Source organism: Propionivibrio sp., assembly GCF_047602565.1.
In the GTDB taxonomy this organism is placed as follows: domain Bacteria; phylum Pseudomonadota; class Gammaproteobacteria; order Burkholderiales; family Rhodocyclaceae; genus Propionivibrio.
Genome location: NZ_JASGGX010000001.1, coordinates 51,079 through 67,776 on the forward strand (window position 1 = coordinate 51,079; position 16,698 = coordinate 67,776).

Annotated in this window: 17 protein-coding genes; 10 read left to right on the forward strand and 7 right to left on the reverse strand. The window is 68.6% G+C overall.

Annotated elements, in window-relative coordinates:
• Nucleotides 1–11: 11 nt before the first annotated feature.
• The 9 genes from QM701_RS00280 to QM701_RS00320 all read left to right on the forward strand — a co-directional run bounded on the left by QM701_RS00280 (nt 12) and on the right by QM701_RS00320 (nt 8,637).
• Nucleotides 12–1,418, forward strand: coding sequence for an ABC transporter substrate-binding protein (locus tag QM701_RS00280; RefSeq protein WP_415165112.1), 1,407 nt, complete (start codon nt 12–14; stop codon nt 1,416–1,418).
• A 16-nt stretch (nt 1,419–1,434) separates the two neighbouring features.
• A complete protein-coding gene (locus tag QM701_RS00285; RefSeq protein ID WP_415165113.1) occupies nt 1,435–2,319 on the forward strand; it encodes an ABC transporter permease in 885 nt (294 codons plus the stop codon).
• Nucleotides 2,316–3,152, forward strand: coding sequence for an ABC transporter ATP-binding protein (locus QM701_RS00290; protein ID WP_415165114.1), 837 nt, complete (start codon nt 2,316–2,318; stop codon nt 3,150–3,152). The genes QM701_RS00285 and QM701_RS00290 overlap by 4 nt, the downstream gene beginning before the upstream one ends.
• Nucleotides 3,153–3,214: 62 nt before the next feature.
• Nucleotides 3,215–3,967 carry a GntR family transcriptional regulator gene (locus QM701_RS00295; RefSeq protein WP_415165115.1) on the forward strand — a complete coding sequence of 251 codons (753 nt, stop codon included), beginning with the start codon at nt 3,215–3,217 and terminating at the stop codon, nt 3,965–3,967.
• A gap of 28 nt (nt 3,968–3,995) precedes the next feature.
• Complete coding sequence (locus QM701_RS00300) at nt 3,996–5,720, forward strand: fumarate reductase/succinate dehydrogenase flavoprotein subunit (protein ID WP_415165116.1); 1,725 nt, start codon at nt 3,996–3,998, stop codon at nt 5,718–5,720.
• A 9-nt stretch (nt 5,721–5,729) separates the two neighbouring features.
• Nucleotides 5,730–5,966 (forward strand): ferredoxin family protein, encoded by a 237-nt coding sequence (locus QM701_RS00305; protein WP_415165117.1) that lies wholly within the window; start codon nt 5,730–5,732, stop codon nt 5,964–5,966.
• 3 nt (nt 5,967–5,969) lie between these two features.
• On the forward strand, nt 5,970–6,944 hold the full coding sequence (locus tag QM701_RS00310) for a HEAT repeat domain-containing protein (protein ID WP_415165118.1): 975 nt from the start codon (nt 5,970–5,972) through the stop codon (nt 6,942–6,944).
• Between the two features lie 13 nt (nt 6,945–6,957).
• Nucleotides 6,958–8,346 (forward strand): 4Fe-4S binding protein, encoded by a 1,389-nt coding sequence (locus tag QM701_RS00315; protein WP_415165119.1) that lies wholly within the window; start codon nt 6,958–6,960, stop codon nt 8,344–8,346.
• Nucleotides 8,347–8,385: 39 nt separating this feature from the next.
• Nucleotides 8,386–8,637, forward strand: a complete 252-nt coding sequence (locus QM701_RS00320) for a YfhL family 4Fe-4S dicluster ferredoxin (RefSeq protein ID WP_415165120.1) — start codon at nt 8,386–8,388, stop codon at nt 8,635–8,637.
• 54 nt (nt 8,638–8,691) lie between these two features.
• On the opposite strand, the gene QM701_RS00325 is transcribed toward QM701_RS00320, so the two are convergent.
• The 4 genes from QM701_RS00325 to QM701_RS00340 form a co-directional block, all read right to left on the reverse strand.
• Complete coding sequence (locus QM701_RS00325) at nt 8,692–10,428, reverse strand: family 2A encapsulin nanocompartment cargo protein cysteine desulfurase (RefSeq protein WP_415165121.1); 1,737 nt, start codon at nt 10,426–10,428, stop codon at nt 8,692–8,694.
• On the reverse strand, nt 10,415–11,344 hold the full coding sequence (locus tag QM701_RS00330; RefSeq protein WP_415165122.1) for a family 2A encapsulin nanocompartment shell protein: 930 nt from the start codon (nt 11,342–11,344) through the stop codon (nt 10,415–10,417). The genes QM701_RS00325 and QM701_RS00330 overlap by 14 nt, the downstream gene beginning before the upstream one ends.
• 135 nt (nt 11,345–11,479) lie before the next feature.
• On the reverse strand, nt 11,480–12,085 hold the full coding sequence (locus QM701_RS00335) for an RBBP9/YdeN family alpha/beta hydrolase (RefSeq protein ID WP_415165123.1): 606 nt from the start codon (nt 12,083–12,085) through the stop codon (nt 11,480–11,482).
• A gap of 14 nt (nt 12,086–12,099) precedes the next feature.
• Nucleotides 12,100–12,396: a DUF2325 domain-containing protein gene (locus QM701_RS00340; RefSeq protein WP_415165124.1), complete on the reverse strand. Its 297-nt coding sequence runs from the start codon at nt 12,394–12,396 to the stop codon at nt 12,100–12,102.
• A 245-nt stretch (nt 12,397–12,641) separates the two neighbouring features.
• Between QM701_RS00340 and QM701_RS00345 the strand changes: the two genes are divergently transcribed.
• Nucleotides 12,642–12,986 (forward strand): hypothetical protein, encoded by a 345-nt coding sequence (locus QM701_RS00345; RefSeq protein WP_415165125.1) that lies wholly within the window; start codon nt 12,642–12,644, stop codon nt 12,984–12,986.
• A gap of 43 nt (nt 12,987–13,029) precedes the next feature.
• Here QM701_RS00345 and QM701_RS00350 read toward each other — a convergent pair whose 3' ends face one another.
• The 3 genes from QM701_RS00350 to QM701_RS00360 are packed head-to-tail and all read right to left on the reverse strand — an operon-like array spanning nt 13,030 to nt 16,583.
• Nucleotides 13,030–13,689, reverse strand: coding sequence for a DsbA family protein (locus QM701_RS00350; RefSeq protein ID WP_415165126.1), 660 nt, complete (start codon nt 13,687–13,689; stop codon nt 13,030–13,032).
• Nucleotides 13,686–14,126, reverse strand: a complete 441-nt coding sequence (locus QM701_RS00355; protein ID WP_415165127.1) for a disulfide bond formation protein B — start codon at nt 14,124–14,126, stop codon at nt 13,686–13,688. Before QM701_RS00355 ends, QM701_RS00350 begins: the two co-directional genes overlap by 4 nt.
• 18 nt (nt 14,127–14,144) lie before the next feature.
• On the reverse strand, nt 14,145–16,583 hold the full coding sequence (locus QM701_RS00360; RefSeq protein WP_415165128.1) for a heavy metal translocating P-type ATPase: 2,439 nt from the start codon (nt 16,581–16,583) through the stop codon (nt 14,145–14,147).
• Between the last annotated feature and the right edge of the window lie 115 nt (nt 16,584–16,698).

The following is a 16,698-nucleotide window of genomic DNA, read 5'->3' on the forward strand; positions in this document are numbered from 1 at the left end:
TGGAGAGAGACATGCATTTGAATCGAACCCTGGCCGGCCTGGCGGTGCTGTTTTCGTTTCACGCCGTTTCGGCGGAAACCATCCGCGTCGCCATCGGCACGCAGGACCCGACGATCAATACCGCCACGGGCGGACTGGTGATCCGGGAGTTGAAGCTGCTCGAAAAATACCTGCCCAGGGACGGCAAGTACAAGGACGTCCAGTGGGACATCCAGTGGAAGAGCTTCACCTCCGGCCCGCCGCTCACCAACGAGCAGGTGGCCGGCAAGCTCGATATCGGCTCGATGGCCGAGTTCCCCGGCCTGCTGAACATCGTGGCCCACCGCTCGGCGGGCAAGAAGAGCGTGTTCATCAACGTCATTTCCGGCAGCGTGCAGGGCAGCGGCAACGGCATCGTCGTGCCGGTCGACTCTCCCGTCCAGACCTTCGGCGAACTGAAGGGCAAGCAGATTTCCGTGCCGTTCGGCTCGACGGCGCACGGCGTGCTGCTGCGGGCCGTCGCCAAGCAGGGCTGGGACAACGAGCGCGACGTGACGCTGGTTTCCCAGGCGCCGGACGTCGGCGGCAGCGCGCTCAAGGCGAACAAGATCGATGCGCACGCGAACTTCGTGCCGTTCCCCGATCTCTTCCAGTATCGCGGCTTCGCGCGCAAGATCTTCGACGGTTCGCAGGATGGCAACGCGACGTTCCACGGCACGCTGGTCGATGCCGACTACGCCGCGAAGTATCCCGAGGTCGTGGTGGCCTACCTGCGCGCGGTGATCGAGGCGGACCGCCTGACCACCGAGGACCCGGAAAGGATCAGCGAACTGATCCAGAAAATCACCGGCGTCGAGGCCGAGGTGAACTACCTCTTCCACGGCCCGCTCGGCTTGCAGACGCGGGACGCCACCTGGAAGCCGGAGTTCCGCGCGGCCGCGAATACCGCGCTGAAGACCCTGCGGCTGCTGAAGAAAACCGATCTCGACTTCGACGCCAACGAGTACATCGACGACTCGTACATCCGCGCCGCCTACAAGCAGTCGGGCCTCGACTACGAGGCGCGGCTCAAGGATTACGCCAAGTCCCCGCTCAAGGCCAAGGACGCCAGGACCGGCAGGGAGATCGTCGACTTCCGGCAACTGGCCCAGGTCTGGATCGCGGGCGAGCCGAAGGTCCGCCACTACGGCTCCCCGAACACCGCGCTGGAAGCGGCGGCGGCCGCCGAGGCGGCGGGAGGCAGGGTGCGCGTGGTGTACGCCCACGACCGCAATACCGGCATCAAGCTCTTCGCGCATCAGGCCTGGTTCGTGCGCGACGCCAAGGGCGAATTGTCGGCCTTTCTGCTGAAGGCGGACGCCGATGCCTGGGCCAAGGCCAAGGGCGGCGCGGTGCTGGATTATGCGGCGGCGCGCAAGGCCGCGGCGCCGGCCGCTTGAGCGGGCAGGGTGACCCATGAGCACCGACATCACCCTGGCGGCGCGATCGGCCGGGCCGGCCGCGTCCTTCGCTGCCGCGCAGCGCCGCTTCGCCGCCGCTGTCGGCGGATGGCGCGGGACGCTGCGCCCCGGACGCCTCGCGCTCCGGTTGTTGTCCCTGGCCTGCTGCGTCGTTCTCTGGCAGTTGGCGTCGTCGCTGCGGCTCGATCTCGGCATTGTCACGTTCAAGTACGTTCCCGCGCCGACGAACGTCGTGATCGCGGCCTGGAATCTCTTCCAATCGCCGAAGCTCGCCGCGCACGTGCTGAACAGCCTGGGCCGCGTCTTTTCCGGCTTCGGGATTGCGGCGCTGTGCGGCATCGTGCTCGGGGTACTGATCGGGCGCGTGCGCTGGCTGGAGGATGCGCTGCTGCCGCCGCTGGAAGTGCTGCGGCCGATCCCCGGCGTGGCGTGGATTCCGCTGGCCATCCTGATGTTCCCTTCGTCGGAACTGAGCATGGTCTTCATCACCTTCATGGGCGCCCTGTTTCCGATCCTGCTCAGCACGATCCACGGGGTGGAGGCCGTCGACCGGCGGCTGGTCGCGGCGTCGCGCAGCCTGGGGGCCGGACGCTGGGCGGTGCTGGCGGAAGTGGTGCTGCCCGGCGCCTTGCCCGGCATCGTCACCGGCCTGGCCATCGGCATGGGCACCTCGTGGTTCTGCCTGGTCACCGCGGAAATGATCGCGGGGCAGTACGGCATCGGCTACTACACCTGGGAGTCCTACACCTTGCAGAACTACGCGGACATCGTCGTCGGCATGCTGTTCATCGGCGCCTTCGGCATGGCCAGCAGCGGCCTCGTCAAATTGCTCGGCCGCGTGCTGATGCCGTGGTACCGCATCCAGGAGCGCCACGCATGAGCGACCATTTGCCGAAGCGGGCGGGACGGATCGAGCTGCGCGACGTGGCCATCCATCTGCCGGGGAAAACGCGCTTCGAGGCCGTCCGGCACATCGGCACGCGGATCGAGGCGGGCGAATTCGTCAGCATCATCGGGCCTTCGGGCTGCGGCAAGTCGACCCTGCTCAATGCGGTCGCCGGGTATCTGGCGCCGAGCGGCGGCAGCCTGCGGGTGGATGGCGAACCCGTCGCCGGTCCCGGCCCGGATCGGGGCATGGTGTTCCAGCACAGCTCGCTGTTCCCCTGGAAGACGGCGCTGCACAACGTGGCGTTCGGCCTGAAGATGAGCGGGATCGGGCGCGGGGAGCGGCTGGAGCGGGCAGCGGAATTTCTCGATCTGGTCGGGCTGAAGGGGTTTGCCGACCGCTATCCGGCCCAGCTCTCCGGCGGCATGCAGCAGCGCGTCGAGATCGCGCGGGTGCTGATCAACGATCCGCGCGTGGTGCTGATGGACGAACCCTTCGGGGCGCTCGACGCGCAGACCCGCGAACGCATGCAGCAGCTCCTGCTGGAAATCTGGGGACGCCTGAAGCCGACGGTGCTTTTCGTCACCCACGACATCGACGAGGCGTTGATCCTGGCCGACCGCGTGCTGGTGATGACGCATCGGCCGGGGCGGATACGCGAGGAGATCGCCGTCGGTCTGCCGAGGCCGAGGCCGGCGGACATCGTGGTGTCGCCGGAATTCATCGCCCTCAAGAAGCGCTGTCTGGATCTGGTGCAGGACGAGGTGCGCAAGTCCCTGATCGGCGGGCTGGAGGCGGCGCGCATCGAGCTTCCGGTGGAAGCATGAATCGCGGCGCGGCGTTCTCCAGTGAAGGCAGCGACTCGCCACATTTTTTCGACATGCCTGTCATGACCGGTCATCCACAGCAAACGCCATTGTCCGGCCGGCAGCAGCCCTTGCCGCTTTATGCCCAGATCAAGGAGGCGCTGCGCGAGGAAATCAGTGACGGTCGCCTGCGGCAGCACGAGCGCATCCCTTCGGAGAGCGAGCTGGGCAAGCGGTATGGCGTCAGCCGCATCACGGTGCGGCGGGCCCTGAGCGACCTGGAGAACGAGCAGTTGATCTTCAAGGTCGCGGGCAAGGGCGCCTTCGTGGCGAAGCCTCGTCCGTTCCAGAAAACGGAACGCCTGCAGGGGTTCGGCGAGGCCATGCAGCGGCTGGGGATCACGGTGGTCAACCGGGTGGTGGGCGTGGATGCCGTCGCCGCACCGGAGAAGGTGGCCGCCCGCCTGCAGGTGCCGGAAGGCAGCCCGCTCACGGAAATACGCCGGGTGCGCTGCGCCGACGGCAGGCCGATTTCGCTCGACGTGACCTACGTGCGGCGCGTGCTCGGCGAGCGCCTCGCGCGGGAGGATCTGGCGACGCGCGACATCTTCCTGATCATCGAAAACGACTATGCCACGCCGCTCGATCATGCCGATCTGGTGGTGGAGGCGGACGTCGCCGGCGAGGCGCTGGCGCGCCGGCTCGACGTGGCGGTCGGCGCGCCCGTCCTGCGCGTCGAGCGGCTGGCGTGGACCAAAGACGGGCAGGCGATCGATTTCGAATACATCTACTACCGGGGCGATTCGTTCCGCTTCGAGCTGCGCGCGGAACGGTAGGCGAGCCCGGATCACTTCAAGGAAAACCATGGAAACCAGAAACATCGAGGTCAACATCCTGGTGATCGGCGGCGGGACGGCCGGTCCGATCGCCGCGATCAAGGCCAAGGCCAAGGCGCCCCGGCTCAGGGTGCTGCTGCTGGACAAGGCGAACGTCAAGCGCAGCGGCGCCATCACCGAAGGGATGGACAGCGTGAACAACGCCATCATCCCGGGCTATGCGACGCCGGAGCAGTACGTCCGCGAAATCACCATCGCCAATGACGGCATCGTCAATCAGCGGGCGCTGATGGCCTATGCCACGCGCAGTTTCGGCATGATCCGGGAACTGGACGAATGGGGCGTCAAGTTCGAGAAGGACGAGACCGGCGACTATGCCGTCAAGAAGGTGCACCACCTGGGCGCGTACGTGCTCCCGATGCCGGAAGGGTACAACGTCAAGAAGGTGATCTTCCGCCAGATCAAGCGGGTGGGGGTCGAGGTCTCCAACCGCCTGACCGCCACGCGCCTGCTGATCGGCAAGGACGGCCGCGCGGCCGGGACCATCGCGCTCGATTCGCGCTCCGGCGAAGCGGTGGTGGTGCGCGCGCGCGCCGTGGTGCTGTGCACCGGCGCGGCCGGACGCCTGGGCCTGCCGGCCTCGGGCTACCTGTTCGGCACCTACGAGAACCCGACCAACGCCGGCGACGGCTACAGCATGGCGTACCACGCCGGCGCCGAGCTGTCCGGCCTGGAGTGCTTCCAGATCAATCCGCTGATCAAGGACTACAACGGTCCGGCGTGCGCCTACGTGACCGGCCCGTTCGGCGGCTACACCGTCAATGCCAAAGGCGAACGCTTCATCAAGAGCGACTACTGGAGCGGCCAGATGATGCTCGAATTCTGGCGCGAGCTGGAGAGCGGCAACGGCCCGGTGTTCCTGAAGCTCGACCATCTGGCGGACGAAACGGTCAAGCGCATCGAGAACGTCCTGCACATCACCGAGCGGCCCTCGCGCGGGCAGTTCCATGCCGGGCGCAGCACCGATTACCGCTCCGACCTCGTCGAGATGTACATCTCGGAGATCGGCCTGTGCGGCGGGCATAGCGCCTCGGGCGTATGGGTCGACGAAAACGCACGCACCACGGTGCCGGGGCTCTACGCGGCCGGTGATCTGTGCAACGTCGCGCACAACTACATGCTCGGCGCCATGGTGTACGGCCGCATCGCGGGCGAGGACGCCGTCGATTACATCGACGGGCTGGACCTGCCGGACTACGACGCGGAGCAGGTGCGGCGCGAGCGCGAGCGCTACGAGGCGCCGCTCAGGCGCGCCAGCGGGCTGCAGGCGAGCAAGGTGGAATACAAGCTGCGCCGCATGGTCAACGACTACCTGCAGCCGCCCAAGGTGACCCGCAAGATGGAGATCGGCCTGCGGCGCTTCGCCGAGATCCGCGAGGACGTGGAGCACATCAAGGCCGAGAACCCGCACGAACTGATGCGTGTGATGGAAGTGCAGGCCATCCTCGACTGCGCGGAACTCGCGGCGCACGCCTCGCTGTACCGCACCGAAAGCCGCTGGGGGCTCTACCACTACCGCACCGATTATCCCGAGCGCGACGACGCCCGCTGGAACTGCTTCGTCGAAGTGCGCAAGGGCGCCGGCGGCGAGCCCGAGCTTTTCCGGCGCGACATCCCGGACTACGTCGTGCCGATCGACGAATCGGAAAAGAACGCCTACAACGAGCTGCGCATCGAGGCGGCGCACGCCTGAGGAAAAACCATGATCCTGACCAGGAACGACCCGAATTTTTCCGTATCGATCATCGTTGACCACGACAAATGCATCGCCGCCAAGGGGTGCCGGACCTGCATCGAGGTGTGCCCGACCGACATCCTGAAGCTGGACGACAGCGGCAAGGTCGTGATGGCCTATGACGAATGCTGGTACTGCTATCCGTGCCAGCAGGATTGCCCGACCAAGGCGATCCGCGTCGAGATTCCCTATCTGGTGCGGTGACCCATGGCCTACGCAGCGTTCGATCCCGACCTCCCGCCGCATCTGCTGGCGCAGCTCGGCGATGACGATCCGGCGGTGCGCCGCATCGCGGTGCGCGAAGTGAATGACGAATTCGACAGCGAGGGGCTGGCCGTTTACCTACGCGCCTCCCGCGACGCCGCCGCCGAGGTACGGCTGGAGGCGGCGCAGGCGCTGGAAGGCATCGGCGCGCGTCCGGCGGTCGAAAGCCTGCTGGCGCTGCTCGGCGATGCCGACGCCGAAGTGCGCCGGGCCGCCGCCGCTTCGCTGTCCGAGCTGCGCGACGGGGAGGGCGGTCCCTTGCTGGTGGCGGCGTTGGCGTCGGCCGAAGGCGTGTCGCGCGCGGCGATCCTGGGCGGTTTGCGCAAACTGCGCGAGCCGGCGGCGCTGGCGCCGGCCGTCGAGTCGCTGCGCGACCCGCTCGCCGCGGTGCGGCGCGAAGCCGTCGGCGTATTGGCCTATTTGCGCGACGCGCGGGCCATCGAGGCGATTGCCGAACGGGTGGACGATCCATCGCCTGAAGTCCGCCGGGCGGCGACGGGCGCGCTGGGTTTCGCCGGCGCCGAAGGCTTGCCTGTCGCCCGTGCCGCGTTGCTGGCTGCATTGCGGGACGCGGACTGGCAGGTGCGCGAGGAAGCGGCGGCCACGCTCGGCAAGCTGCTCGATCCGGCCGCCGGCGAAGGGCTGATCGACGCGCTGTTGCGGGACACGTACTGGGAAGTCCGCCTCAAGGCCGCCAACGCGCTGGGGCGGCTGAAGGCTCGCGCCGCCGTGCCCGCCCTGCTGGCGGCGCTGGAGCACGCGGTGAGCAATCTGCGCAAGGAGGCGGCGAATGCCCTGGAGGCGATCGGCGACCGCTCGGCATTGCCGAGGCTGCGGCGCGCGGCGGCCGAGGACCCGGATCTCGAAGTGCGCAAGACGGCGCAGCGGATCGTGGGCGCCTGGCAGGCGGGCCGCTGAATCGGGGAAACGCATGGAACAGGAACAGGTGATCGTTTTCCCGCGCCGGGGCGGCGGCCGGTTTTCGCCGATGCGCATCCAGGCGGTGGGAGACGCCTTGCAGCGGCGCCAGGATTTGATCCGCAAACTGCAGTGGAGCATCGTGGCCGTCTATCTCTTCCTGCTGGTGGCGCCCGTCTTCCTGCCCGAAGCCGATTCACGCGCCGGCGTGTTCGACAGCCTGGCGCGCTTCGCCGAAGCCCTGTTCTGGGGGGCGTGGTGGCCCGGCGTCATCCTCAGCATGCTGATCTTCGGCCAGTTCTGGTGCGGCCTCATGTGCCCGGACGGCACGCTGACCGAGTTCGCCAGCCGCCACGGGCGCGGCCTGAAGGTGCCGGCCTGGATGCGCAAGCCGGCCTTGCCGCTCGTGTTCTTCTGCTTCGTCACGCTGTACGAGCACCTCATCGACGCCTTCCGTTCGGCGCCGGCGACGCTGCTGGTCATCGGGGGAACCTCGTGCCTGTCGCTGATCACCGGGCTGATCTACGGCCGCGGCAAGCGGGTCTGGTGCCGCTTCGTCTGCCCGGGCGCCAGCATCTTCTCGCTGCTGGCGCGCTGCGCCGTGCTGCACTTCAAGGTCGACCGCGCCAGATGGGACGCCGCGCCCCGGCCCGCGCCGAGCGCGGTGGATTGCCCGCCGCTGCTGGACGTGCGGCGGCTGCGCAGCAACGAGAAATGCAACATGTGCAGCCGCTGCAGCGGCCATCGGCAGGCCGTCGCCCTGTCCTGGCGCGCGCCGGGCGAAGAGATCGCCACGCTGGAGCCGGACGAGGTGCGGAACTGGGAGGCGGCCGGCATCCTGTACGTGTTGATCGGCCTGCTGTACGGGGCCGTGCATTGGCCGGGCAGTCCCTGGCACCAGCAGGCGCTGGCGGCATTGCAGCAATGGTCCGGAGAGGCGCCCGTCTGGCAGGCCGAGGTTTCGCGCTGGCTGTTCCGCCACGAAGGCATGCGGAGCGATCTGGCCGGCGCGCTCGCCGCCCTGCTCGGCATCGCCGGCACGGCGCTCGCCCTGGGTACGCTGGCCGGCGCGGGATTGCTGATGGCGGCCTCGGGGCGGCAGAAACTGGCCGGCGCGCTGGCCTACGCGCTGATCCCGCTCGCCGGCATCGGACTGGCGCTGGGCGCGATGGAGCATTCGCTGTCCATCCTGGCCCGCGGCGGCATGAACGCCTGGGCCGTCCTGCCCTGGCTGCGGCTGGCCGGCGTGCTGGCGGGGCTGGCCTGGAGCGTTGCGACCGCGCGGCGGCTGCTGCGCCATTGGCGCGATCCGGCAGGCTGCCGGAAGTTCGCCTTGCCCGCGTTCGCCGCCGTGGCGGGGCTGCTGGCCGCCGCCTATCAATTCGCGCCGGTGCCGGCCTGACCAGCCGCCGGTTCCTTTTTTCCTGCCGAGACAATTCCCATGGCCTTGATGATTACCGACGAATGCATCAATTGCGACGTGTGCGAGGTCGAGTGCCCGAACGGCGCCATTTACCAGGGGCCGGAAATCTTCGAGATCGATCCGGCGCTGTGCACGGAATGCGTCGGCCACTACGCCGAACATCAATGCGAAGTCGTCTGCCCGGTCGAGTGCATCTTCGTGCATCCCGAGCATCGCGAGACGCAGGAGCAGCTTCTGGAGAAGTTCCAGCGCATCACGGGGCGTTCCTGAGGCGGCGAAAAAAGGGGAGGGAAGCGGAATCGGCGCTCCGCTTCCCTCCCGGCCCTACGCGCGCTGGCTGCGCAACTGGCGCAGCGCGCGCACCAGCGCGTCGATGTCCTCGCAGGTGTTGTAGGGCGCGAACGACGGGCGCACCGAGCTCTCCAGCCCGAAGCGGCGCAGGATGGGCTGGGCGCAGTGATGGCCGGCGCGCACGGCGATGCCTTCGCGCGCCAGATGCGCGCCGACTTCCTCGGTCTTGAAGCCGTCGAGCACCAGCGAGATCACGCCGGCCTTTTCCCGGGCGTTGCCGATGATGCGCAGTCCGGGAATGGTCTTCAGCGCCTGCGTGGCGTAGGCGATCAGCTCGTGCTCGTAGCGGGCGATGTTGTCGATGCCGAGTTTGTTGACGTAGTCGATCGCCGCGCCCAGGCCGACGGCGTCGGCGATGTTGCCGGTGCCCGCCTCGAACTTGGCCGGCGCCGGCTGGTACAGGGTGCGCTCGAAGGTGACGTCGGCGATCATGTTGCCGCCGCCCTGCCACGGCGGCGCTTCCTCCAGCGCCTCGCGCTTGCCGTAGAGCACGCCGATGCCGGTCGGGCCGAAAACCTTGTGTCCGGAGAAGACGAAAAAGTCGGCGCCGAGCGCCTGCACGTCGGTGCGCTGGTGCGACACCGACTGCGCGCCGTCGATCAGCACGCGCGCGCCGTGGCGGTGCGCCGCGTTGACGATGGCCCGGGTCGGCGTGACCGTGCCGAGGGCGTTGGAGACCTGCGTCACGGCCACGATCTTCGTGCGCGGACCAAGCAGCCGCTCGTACTCGGAAAGAATCAGATCACCGTCGTCGTCGACCGGGATGACGCGCAGCCGGGCGCCTTTTTCCGCCGCCAGTTGCTGCCACGGCACGATGTTGGCGTGGTGCTCCAGCCAACTGATCACGATCTCGTCGCCCGGACCGACATATTTGGCGCCCCACGTCTTGGCGACCAGGTTGATCGCTTCCGTCGTGCCGCGCACGAAGACGATCTGCTCGGCGCTTTCGGCGTTGAGGAAGGCGCGGGCTTTCTCGCGCGCCTCCTCGTAGGCATCGGTGGCGCGGGCGGCCAGCGTATGGGCCGCGCGGTGGATGTTCGAGTTTTCGTGTTCGTAGAAATAGGCCAGGCGGTCGATCACCGACTGCGGCTTCTGCGTCGTCGCCGCGTTGTCCAGCCAGACGAGCGGCTTGCCGTTGACCTGCTCGCGCAGGATCGGGAAGTCGTTGCGGACGGCGCGCGGGTCGAACGGCCGCGCCGAGGCGAAGCCGAGATCCGGCGTGCGGTTGGGATGCCGCTCGACGAGTTCCGGGACGACCGAGATGGCACCGAAGCCGAAGGGGAGCGCCTTGCCGGTCCCGGCCTCGTTGACGAAATAAAAGCCGCTGGCCGGGGTGACGCTCTCCGCGGACGGCGAGGCGAGGCGCGACGGAATCAGGGAGAGGGCGCCGCCGAGCGTCGACGGAATGTCGCGCAGGTCGTTCGCGGCCGGAGACAAGGCCACGGGCGGCGCGGCATCGGCCGGCAGCGGCGACGCCGCCGGCAAGGCGGGTGCCTCGACCGGCACGCCCGCCGGCGCCGCCGCCTGCGGCGCGATCGACAGCGCCGGCGAGAACGACGGCTGCCGCGGTGTCGGCGCGATGGCGCTGCCCGGCAGGGCCGCGAAGAACTGGTTGGCCAGTTGCGCGATCAGCGCCGGGTCCGGCGCGCCGGCGGCCTGGGCCGCCCGGGTTTCGGACGCCGGCAGGAGGGCGGGATCAGGCGTAGTCATAGTACTGATCGACTTCGACGTTCTGCAGCACGGCGATGGCATCGTCGGTCAGTACGGCCGCCGAGCAATACAGGGAGATGAGGTACGAGGCGATGGCCTTGCGGTTGATGCCCATGAAGCGGACCGACAGGCTCGGCGCGATCTCGCCCGGCACGCCGGGCTGGAACAGGCCGGTGACGCCCTGTTTCTTCTCGCCCGTGCGCAGCAGGAGGATGTCGGTCCGGTTGTTCTCGTTGACGTGCAGCTTGTCGCTCGGCACCAGCGGCAGGCCGCGCCAGGTGAGGAACTGCGCGCCGAAGAGCGAGACGGTGGGCGGCGGCACGCCGCGGCGCGTGCATTCCCGGCCGAACGCGGCGATGGCGCGCGGGTGGGCCAGGAAGAAGGCCGGTTCCTTCCACACCTTGCTGATCAGTTCGTCGAGGTCGTCCGGCGTCGGGCGGCCTTTGCGCGTGGAGATCTGCTGCGCGCGGACGATGTTGTTGAGCAGGCCATAGTCCTCGTTGTTGACCAGTTCGTTCTCCTGCTTTTCCTTCACCTTTTCGATCAGCAAGCGGAGCTGTTCTTGGATCTGGTCGATCGGCGAACTGTAGAGGTCGGACACCCGGGTCTGCACGTCGAGCACGGTGGTCACCGCGTTCAGCGAGTATTCGCGGGGTTTGGTTTCGTAGTCGACGAAGGTTTCCGGCAAGTCCTCGTTGTGGTCCGGGCTGCATTCGACGTCCGCCGGCGAATCGCCGGATTGTTCCTTGACCCGGTTCAGCCGGAAGATGCCCGCCTCGACCGGCGTCCAGGGCAGGAACGAGACCAGCCAGCGCGGCGTGATGCCGCTCCATTGCGCATGGGTCTTGGTGGAATTGGCGAGCTGGCGGGCGGCGGCTTCGCTCAGCGTCCGGCGGACTTCGGTATCGTCGCTCATTGAATTTTTCCTTGATGTTGTCGGGTTCATGTCGCGCGACGTTGCCGTTGCGCTGTCGGATCGGCGCCCGGCGGCTGTCCGCCGGATGACGATTCAATTTATCAAGGAGTCCCGGAGCGGCGAACGATTCGTTTCTTATTTCGATATATGCCGAATGCCGGAGCACCGCCCGGAATGCGCGTGCGCCGGAGCGGGCCGGAACGGCGTCCGCCGCGCCGCCGATCGCTCGCGCAGCCGGTGCACGAGGTCTTCGCCGAGCGGCCAGCGGCCGTACCCCGAGGCGACGTTGATGTGGCCGGCGCCGCGCAGCGTCAGATGGCCGATGCCCCAGGCCCTGGCCAGGGCGACCGCCCGTTCCTCGGACATCCACGGGTCGTCGTCGCTGGCCACCAGAAACCCCGGCCGGCCCAGCGGTTGGCGGAAGACGTCCTCCGGCAGCCCGAACCGGCACGGGTCCGCCGGAGCGACGAACAGGGTGGCGCCGACCGGCGCGCCGCGGACGATCTGCGCATGCGCCGCCGCCAGGCAGCCGAAGCTGTGCGCGACGAGCAGCGGCGGCGTGTCCTGCCGCCGCGCCATCGCGTCGATCCGCCGGCTCCAGGATTCCAGGTCGGGCGCGTCCCAATCGTCCTGCTCGACGCGCCGCGTCGGGGAAAGGTGCTCCTCCATCAGCGTCTGCCAATGTCCGGCGCCGCTGTTGCCGCGTCCGGGTACGATCAGGATCGGCGTTTCCGCGCTCATGTTTTCCCTTGCGCCTATTGCACGAGGCCGCCGCGCTTCATGCGATCCAGCGCCTTGTTCAACTGGCTGATCGAGCGCTTGGTGAACACCACCGGCAGGTTCTGCGCGTTGGCCGCCCGGCGCATCCTGAGCGCCAGCCCGTGGCTGACCTGATCCACCATGATCACCACCAGCCGCGTGTGGCGCGGCAGCGCCTGATCGCATTCGCGCGGCTTGCGGCCCTTCAGGTGCATGACGGGGCCGTAGCCGCTGGCCGAGAGGAAAGCGCGATAGGTGTCAACGTGGTCGCCGCCGACGATCAGCGTGGTCATGGCCGTTCCTTCAACAATGTGTTGCGGCCAATCTAGGGACTTTCGCCGGGAAAGGGAACGAACGATTGCCACGATGATTATTCCTTCCGGGAATATGGCGATATGCGAATCGACGGATATCGATATCAGGATTTTTTCGTTGGCTGTACGCGGCGAAATCCGTACCCTGACCGGGCTTCAAACGCGCTCCTTGCCGCTCGCCGGCATGGAGTTTCTATCCGTCCCGTTTTCCGGATGCGCGTGCCATGCCCGAAACGACCGATGGCGCCTTCCTGTGCGCCGGCAGCCCGGAGTCCGCGACTGTCATTCTCCCGACGCGGCAGCGCAACGCCTTGCGGCTCCTGCTCAACAAGCCCAGCATTTCCCCCCAGGAAGTCGCCGCCCTCGACGCGCGCGTCATCGAACGCGCGCCGGGCATCGGCCGGAAAAGCCTCGAACTGATCGACGACTGGCTGCGCGCCCACGGCTACCGCCTGGCCGGCCTGCCGGCCAGGCACGTCAACCGGCGTCAGGAGCGTCGCCAGCGCAAGGTCGAGGAGGCGATCGACCTGCTGCGCGTCAGCGGCTACGAAGTGCGGCGCGTGCGCTGACCGTCGCACCCGGCGGCGCCGACGGGTCCATCCGGTGCCGGAGTCATGGGTAGGCGCGCTTGATCTCGCTCTCCACCTGGAAGCGCAGGCTGTTCTGGCCGAAGGTTTCGAGCGGCCTGCCGTTGATGAAGAAGGAGGGCGTCTTGGCGACTTTCAACGTCTCCAGGTCCATGGCGTCCTGCCGCAGCAGGGCGGCAATGCGCGGGTCGTCCATGTCTTTTCTGGCCTTTTCGAGATCCAGGCCGGTCTTTTCGAGAAAATCCCACACCTTCTGCGGAGCCGGATGCTCGTGATCGGCCCATACCGGCTGGTTGGCGAGAACGGACTCCACGGACCTCCAGTACATCTCCTCGCCCTGCAGGCGGGCGGCTTCCAATACCCTGGCGACGTAATCGGACCCCTGATGGAAGGTGGCATACCGCAACGACAGGTGAAGCTTCCCCTCATGCGTGCGCAGCAGCGACTTGACGTAGGGGTACATCATCCGGCAGGCCTCGCAGGCCGGATCGAAGAACTCGACGATCACCACCTTGGCCGACTCGGCGCCGAGCGTGGCGGAGGCCGGCCGGTTGAACGGCGATTCGCCCGGCTGCGCGAGCCGGGCGATGTCCTGCGCCTGGCTCGCCTTGTAGTAATAGGCGCCGCCGCCGAAGGCGAGGACGAGAACGAGGGAGGCGGCGATGATCACGTGGAGTCTTTTCACGACGCGGTGCCTTTCCGCACGGCCAGGAGCAGTGCAACGAGGAGAGTGAATGCGAGGAGCGACAACAGGGGAATCGTGACGAAGCCGAACAGCTCCAGCTTGACGTCGGCGCACGACAATCCTTGCGTGCACGGTTGCAGCTGCTGCGGGATGAATCCCAGGTAAAGCAGGCAGTGGTACAGCGCCACGCCCCAGCCCGCGACGGCGAGCGGCAGGGCGTACCGCGCGCAGCGCGGGTCGAACGGAAGCAATCCGGCCGTCAGGATGATCGGCAGGGGAAACATGAAGATGCGCTGGTACCAGCAGAGCACGCACGGCGCCCGGTCCATCACCTCGCTGAAGAACAGGCTGCCCAGCGTGGCGACGCTGGCGATCAGCCAGCCCAGGAAAAGGAGGTTCCACATCCGGTTCTTCTCGGCTTCCATATCCATTTCCATTTCGGCGCTCCGGCCGGGTCACTTGCGCAGCAGGCGCAGGCCGTTGAAGACGACCAGCAGGCTGGAGCCCATGTCGGCGAACACGGCCATCCACAGCGTCGCCTGGCCGGCCAGCGCCAGCACCAGGAACAGCCCCTTGATGCCCAGGGCCAGCGCGATGTTCTGCCTGAGGATCACCGCCGTGTGCCGGCTCAGGTCGATGAAGCGCGCCAGCTTGCGCGGATCGTCGTCCATGATGGCGACGTCGGCCGTTTCCAGCGCGGTCGCCGTGCCGGCCGCGCCCATGGCGAAGCCGACGTCGGCGCGCGCCAGCGCCGGCGCGTCGTTGACCCCGTCGCCGACCATGCCGACCTCGCCGTAGCGCGCCTTCAGCTCGGCGATGACCGATTGCTTGTCCGCCGGCAGCAGGTTGCCGCGCGCGTCGCCGATGCCCAACTGACCGGCGATCACCCCGGCGGTGAGCGGATTGTCGCCGGTCAGCATCACCGGCTCGACGCCGAGCGCCTTGAGCGCGGCGATCGCCGGGGCGCTTTCCGGGCGCAGCGTGTCGGCCACGCCGAACAGGCCCGCCGGGCCGGCCGGCCCGATCAGCACGACGGCCGTCTTGCCGGCCTGTTCCAGCGCCTCCAGCCGGGCCTCCAGCGCCGGCGAGCAGACGCCGGTTTCCTCCACCAGGCGGTGGTTGCCGAGCCGCCACGTCTGCCCGGCGATCACGCCCTGCACGCCGCGCCCGTCGAGCACCCGGAAATCGTCGACGGGCAGGAGCGCCGCGTCCGGCTGCCGCGCGCGCCAGCCGTCAACCAGCGCCCGCGCCACGGGATGCGTGCTGTGCTCGTCCAGGCTGGCCGCCAGCAGCAGGGCGCGCTCGCCCGGCACGTCGGCGAGCGGAACCGGGGGCGCCAGCGCGTCGGTCAGCGCGGCGGCGCCGCGCGTCAGGGTGCCGGTCTTGTCCAGGGCCATGGCCTTGAGCCGGCGCCCGTTTTCGAGGTACACGCCGCCTTTGACCAGGATGCCGTGCCGGGCGGCGGCGGCCAGGCCGCTGACCACGGTGACCGGCGTCAACACCACCAGCGCGCACGGGCAGGCGATGACCAGGATGACCAGCGCCTCGTAGATCCAGTCGATCCAGGGACCGCCGAAAACCAGCGGGCCGAACGCGGCCACCGCCACCGCCACGGCGACCACCGCCGGCGTGTAGTAGCGGGCGAAGCGGTCGACGAAACGCTGCGTCGGCGCGCGCTGCGCCTGCGCCTCCTGGATGGCGGCGGCGATGCGCGCCAGCGTGCTGTCCCCGGCGGCGGCCGTCACCACGGCTTCCAGCACGCCGTCGGTGACGATCGTGCCGGCGTAGAGCGGGTCGCCGGGCTGCTTGTCCACCGGCAGGCTCTCGCCGGTGATCGGCGCCTGGTTGAGCGCGGCGCGGCCGCTGGCGACGCGGGCGTCGAGCGGCACGCGCGCGCCGGCGCGCACGCGGATGCGGCTGCCCACCGGCACCGCGGCCGGCGGCACCTCGCGCCAGCCGTCCGCCGTCTGCACCTCGGCGGTCTCCGGCGCCAGCGCGGTCAGCGCGCGGATGGCGTTGCGCGCGCGTTCGAGCGACAGCGCCTCGATCGTCTCCGCCACGGCGAAGAGAAAGATCACCATCGCCGCCTCCGGCCATTTACCGATCAGCGCCGCGCCGACCACCGCCAGCGACATCAGGAAGTAGATGTTGAGCGTGCGGTTGCGCACCGCGATCCAGCCCTTTTTCAAGGTCGGCAGGCCGGCGCTGGCGATCGACACCAGGGCCAGGACGATGACCGGCAGCGACAGCTCCCCGCCGTCCGCTCCGCCGATCCAGCCGACGGCCTCGGCGCCCAGCGCGGCGAGGCCGCTGACCGCCAGCAAGACCTTCTGCCGGCCGCCCAGCGCCGGCGGCAGGGCCGCAGCCGGCGCGTCGGCGGCGAGCGGGCTCGGCTGCATGTCGAGCGCGTTCAGGGCCGCCACGATGGCCGCCGGATCGTCGAGGCGGTGATGCACCGTCAGCTCGCGCGCCAGCAGGTTGAAGTCGAGCCGGACGACGCCGGCCATCGGTTCCAGCCGGTTGCGGATCAGTCTTTCCTCGGTCGGGCAGTCCATCTTGACGATGCGGTAGCGCTCCATCCGGGTATCGGCCGGCGGCGCGGCGGGCGCCGCCGCCGGGATGGCCGCCTGCGAGCCGCCGCAGCAGGCGTCGGGCGCGGCGGCGGCCGAAGCGCAGCAGGCGGCGTGCGCCGGAGACGTTCCTTCGGCGTGGGCGCGATGATCGGCGCAGCAGGCGTCCTGGGCGGGCGCCGGGGCGTGACGGCACGCTTCATGCGTGGCCGGCGGCTGGCCGGTCTGCGGGCGAGGGGCGCCGCAGCAGGCGTCGTGCTCCCGCCCGTGCGCGGGCGCCTGCCGTTCCGATCCGAAATGTTTGGCGGTATCCGGTGTGTTCATGACGGTTTTCCCCAGAGGGTAATGGCGTCATTGAACAGCCTGTAGCCGCTACAGGGTCAAGCCGTTTCGCCGCGCATTGCGCGTGCCGTGGAACGGCTTCATCATTCGACAGTCC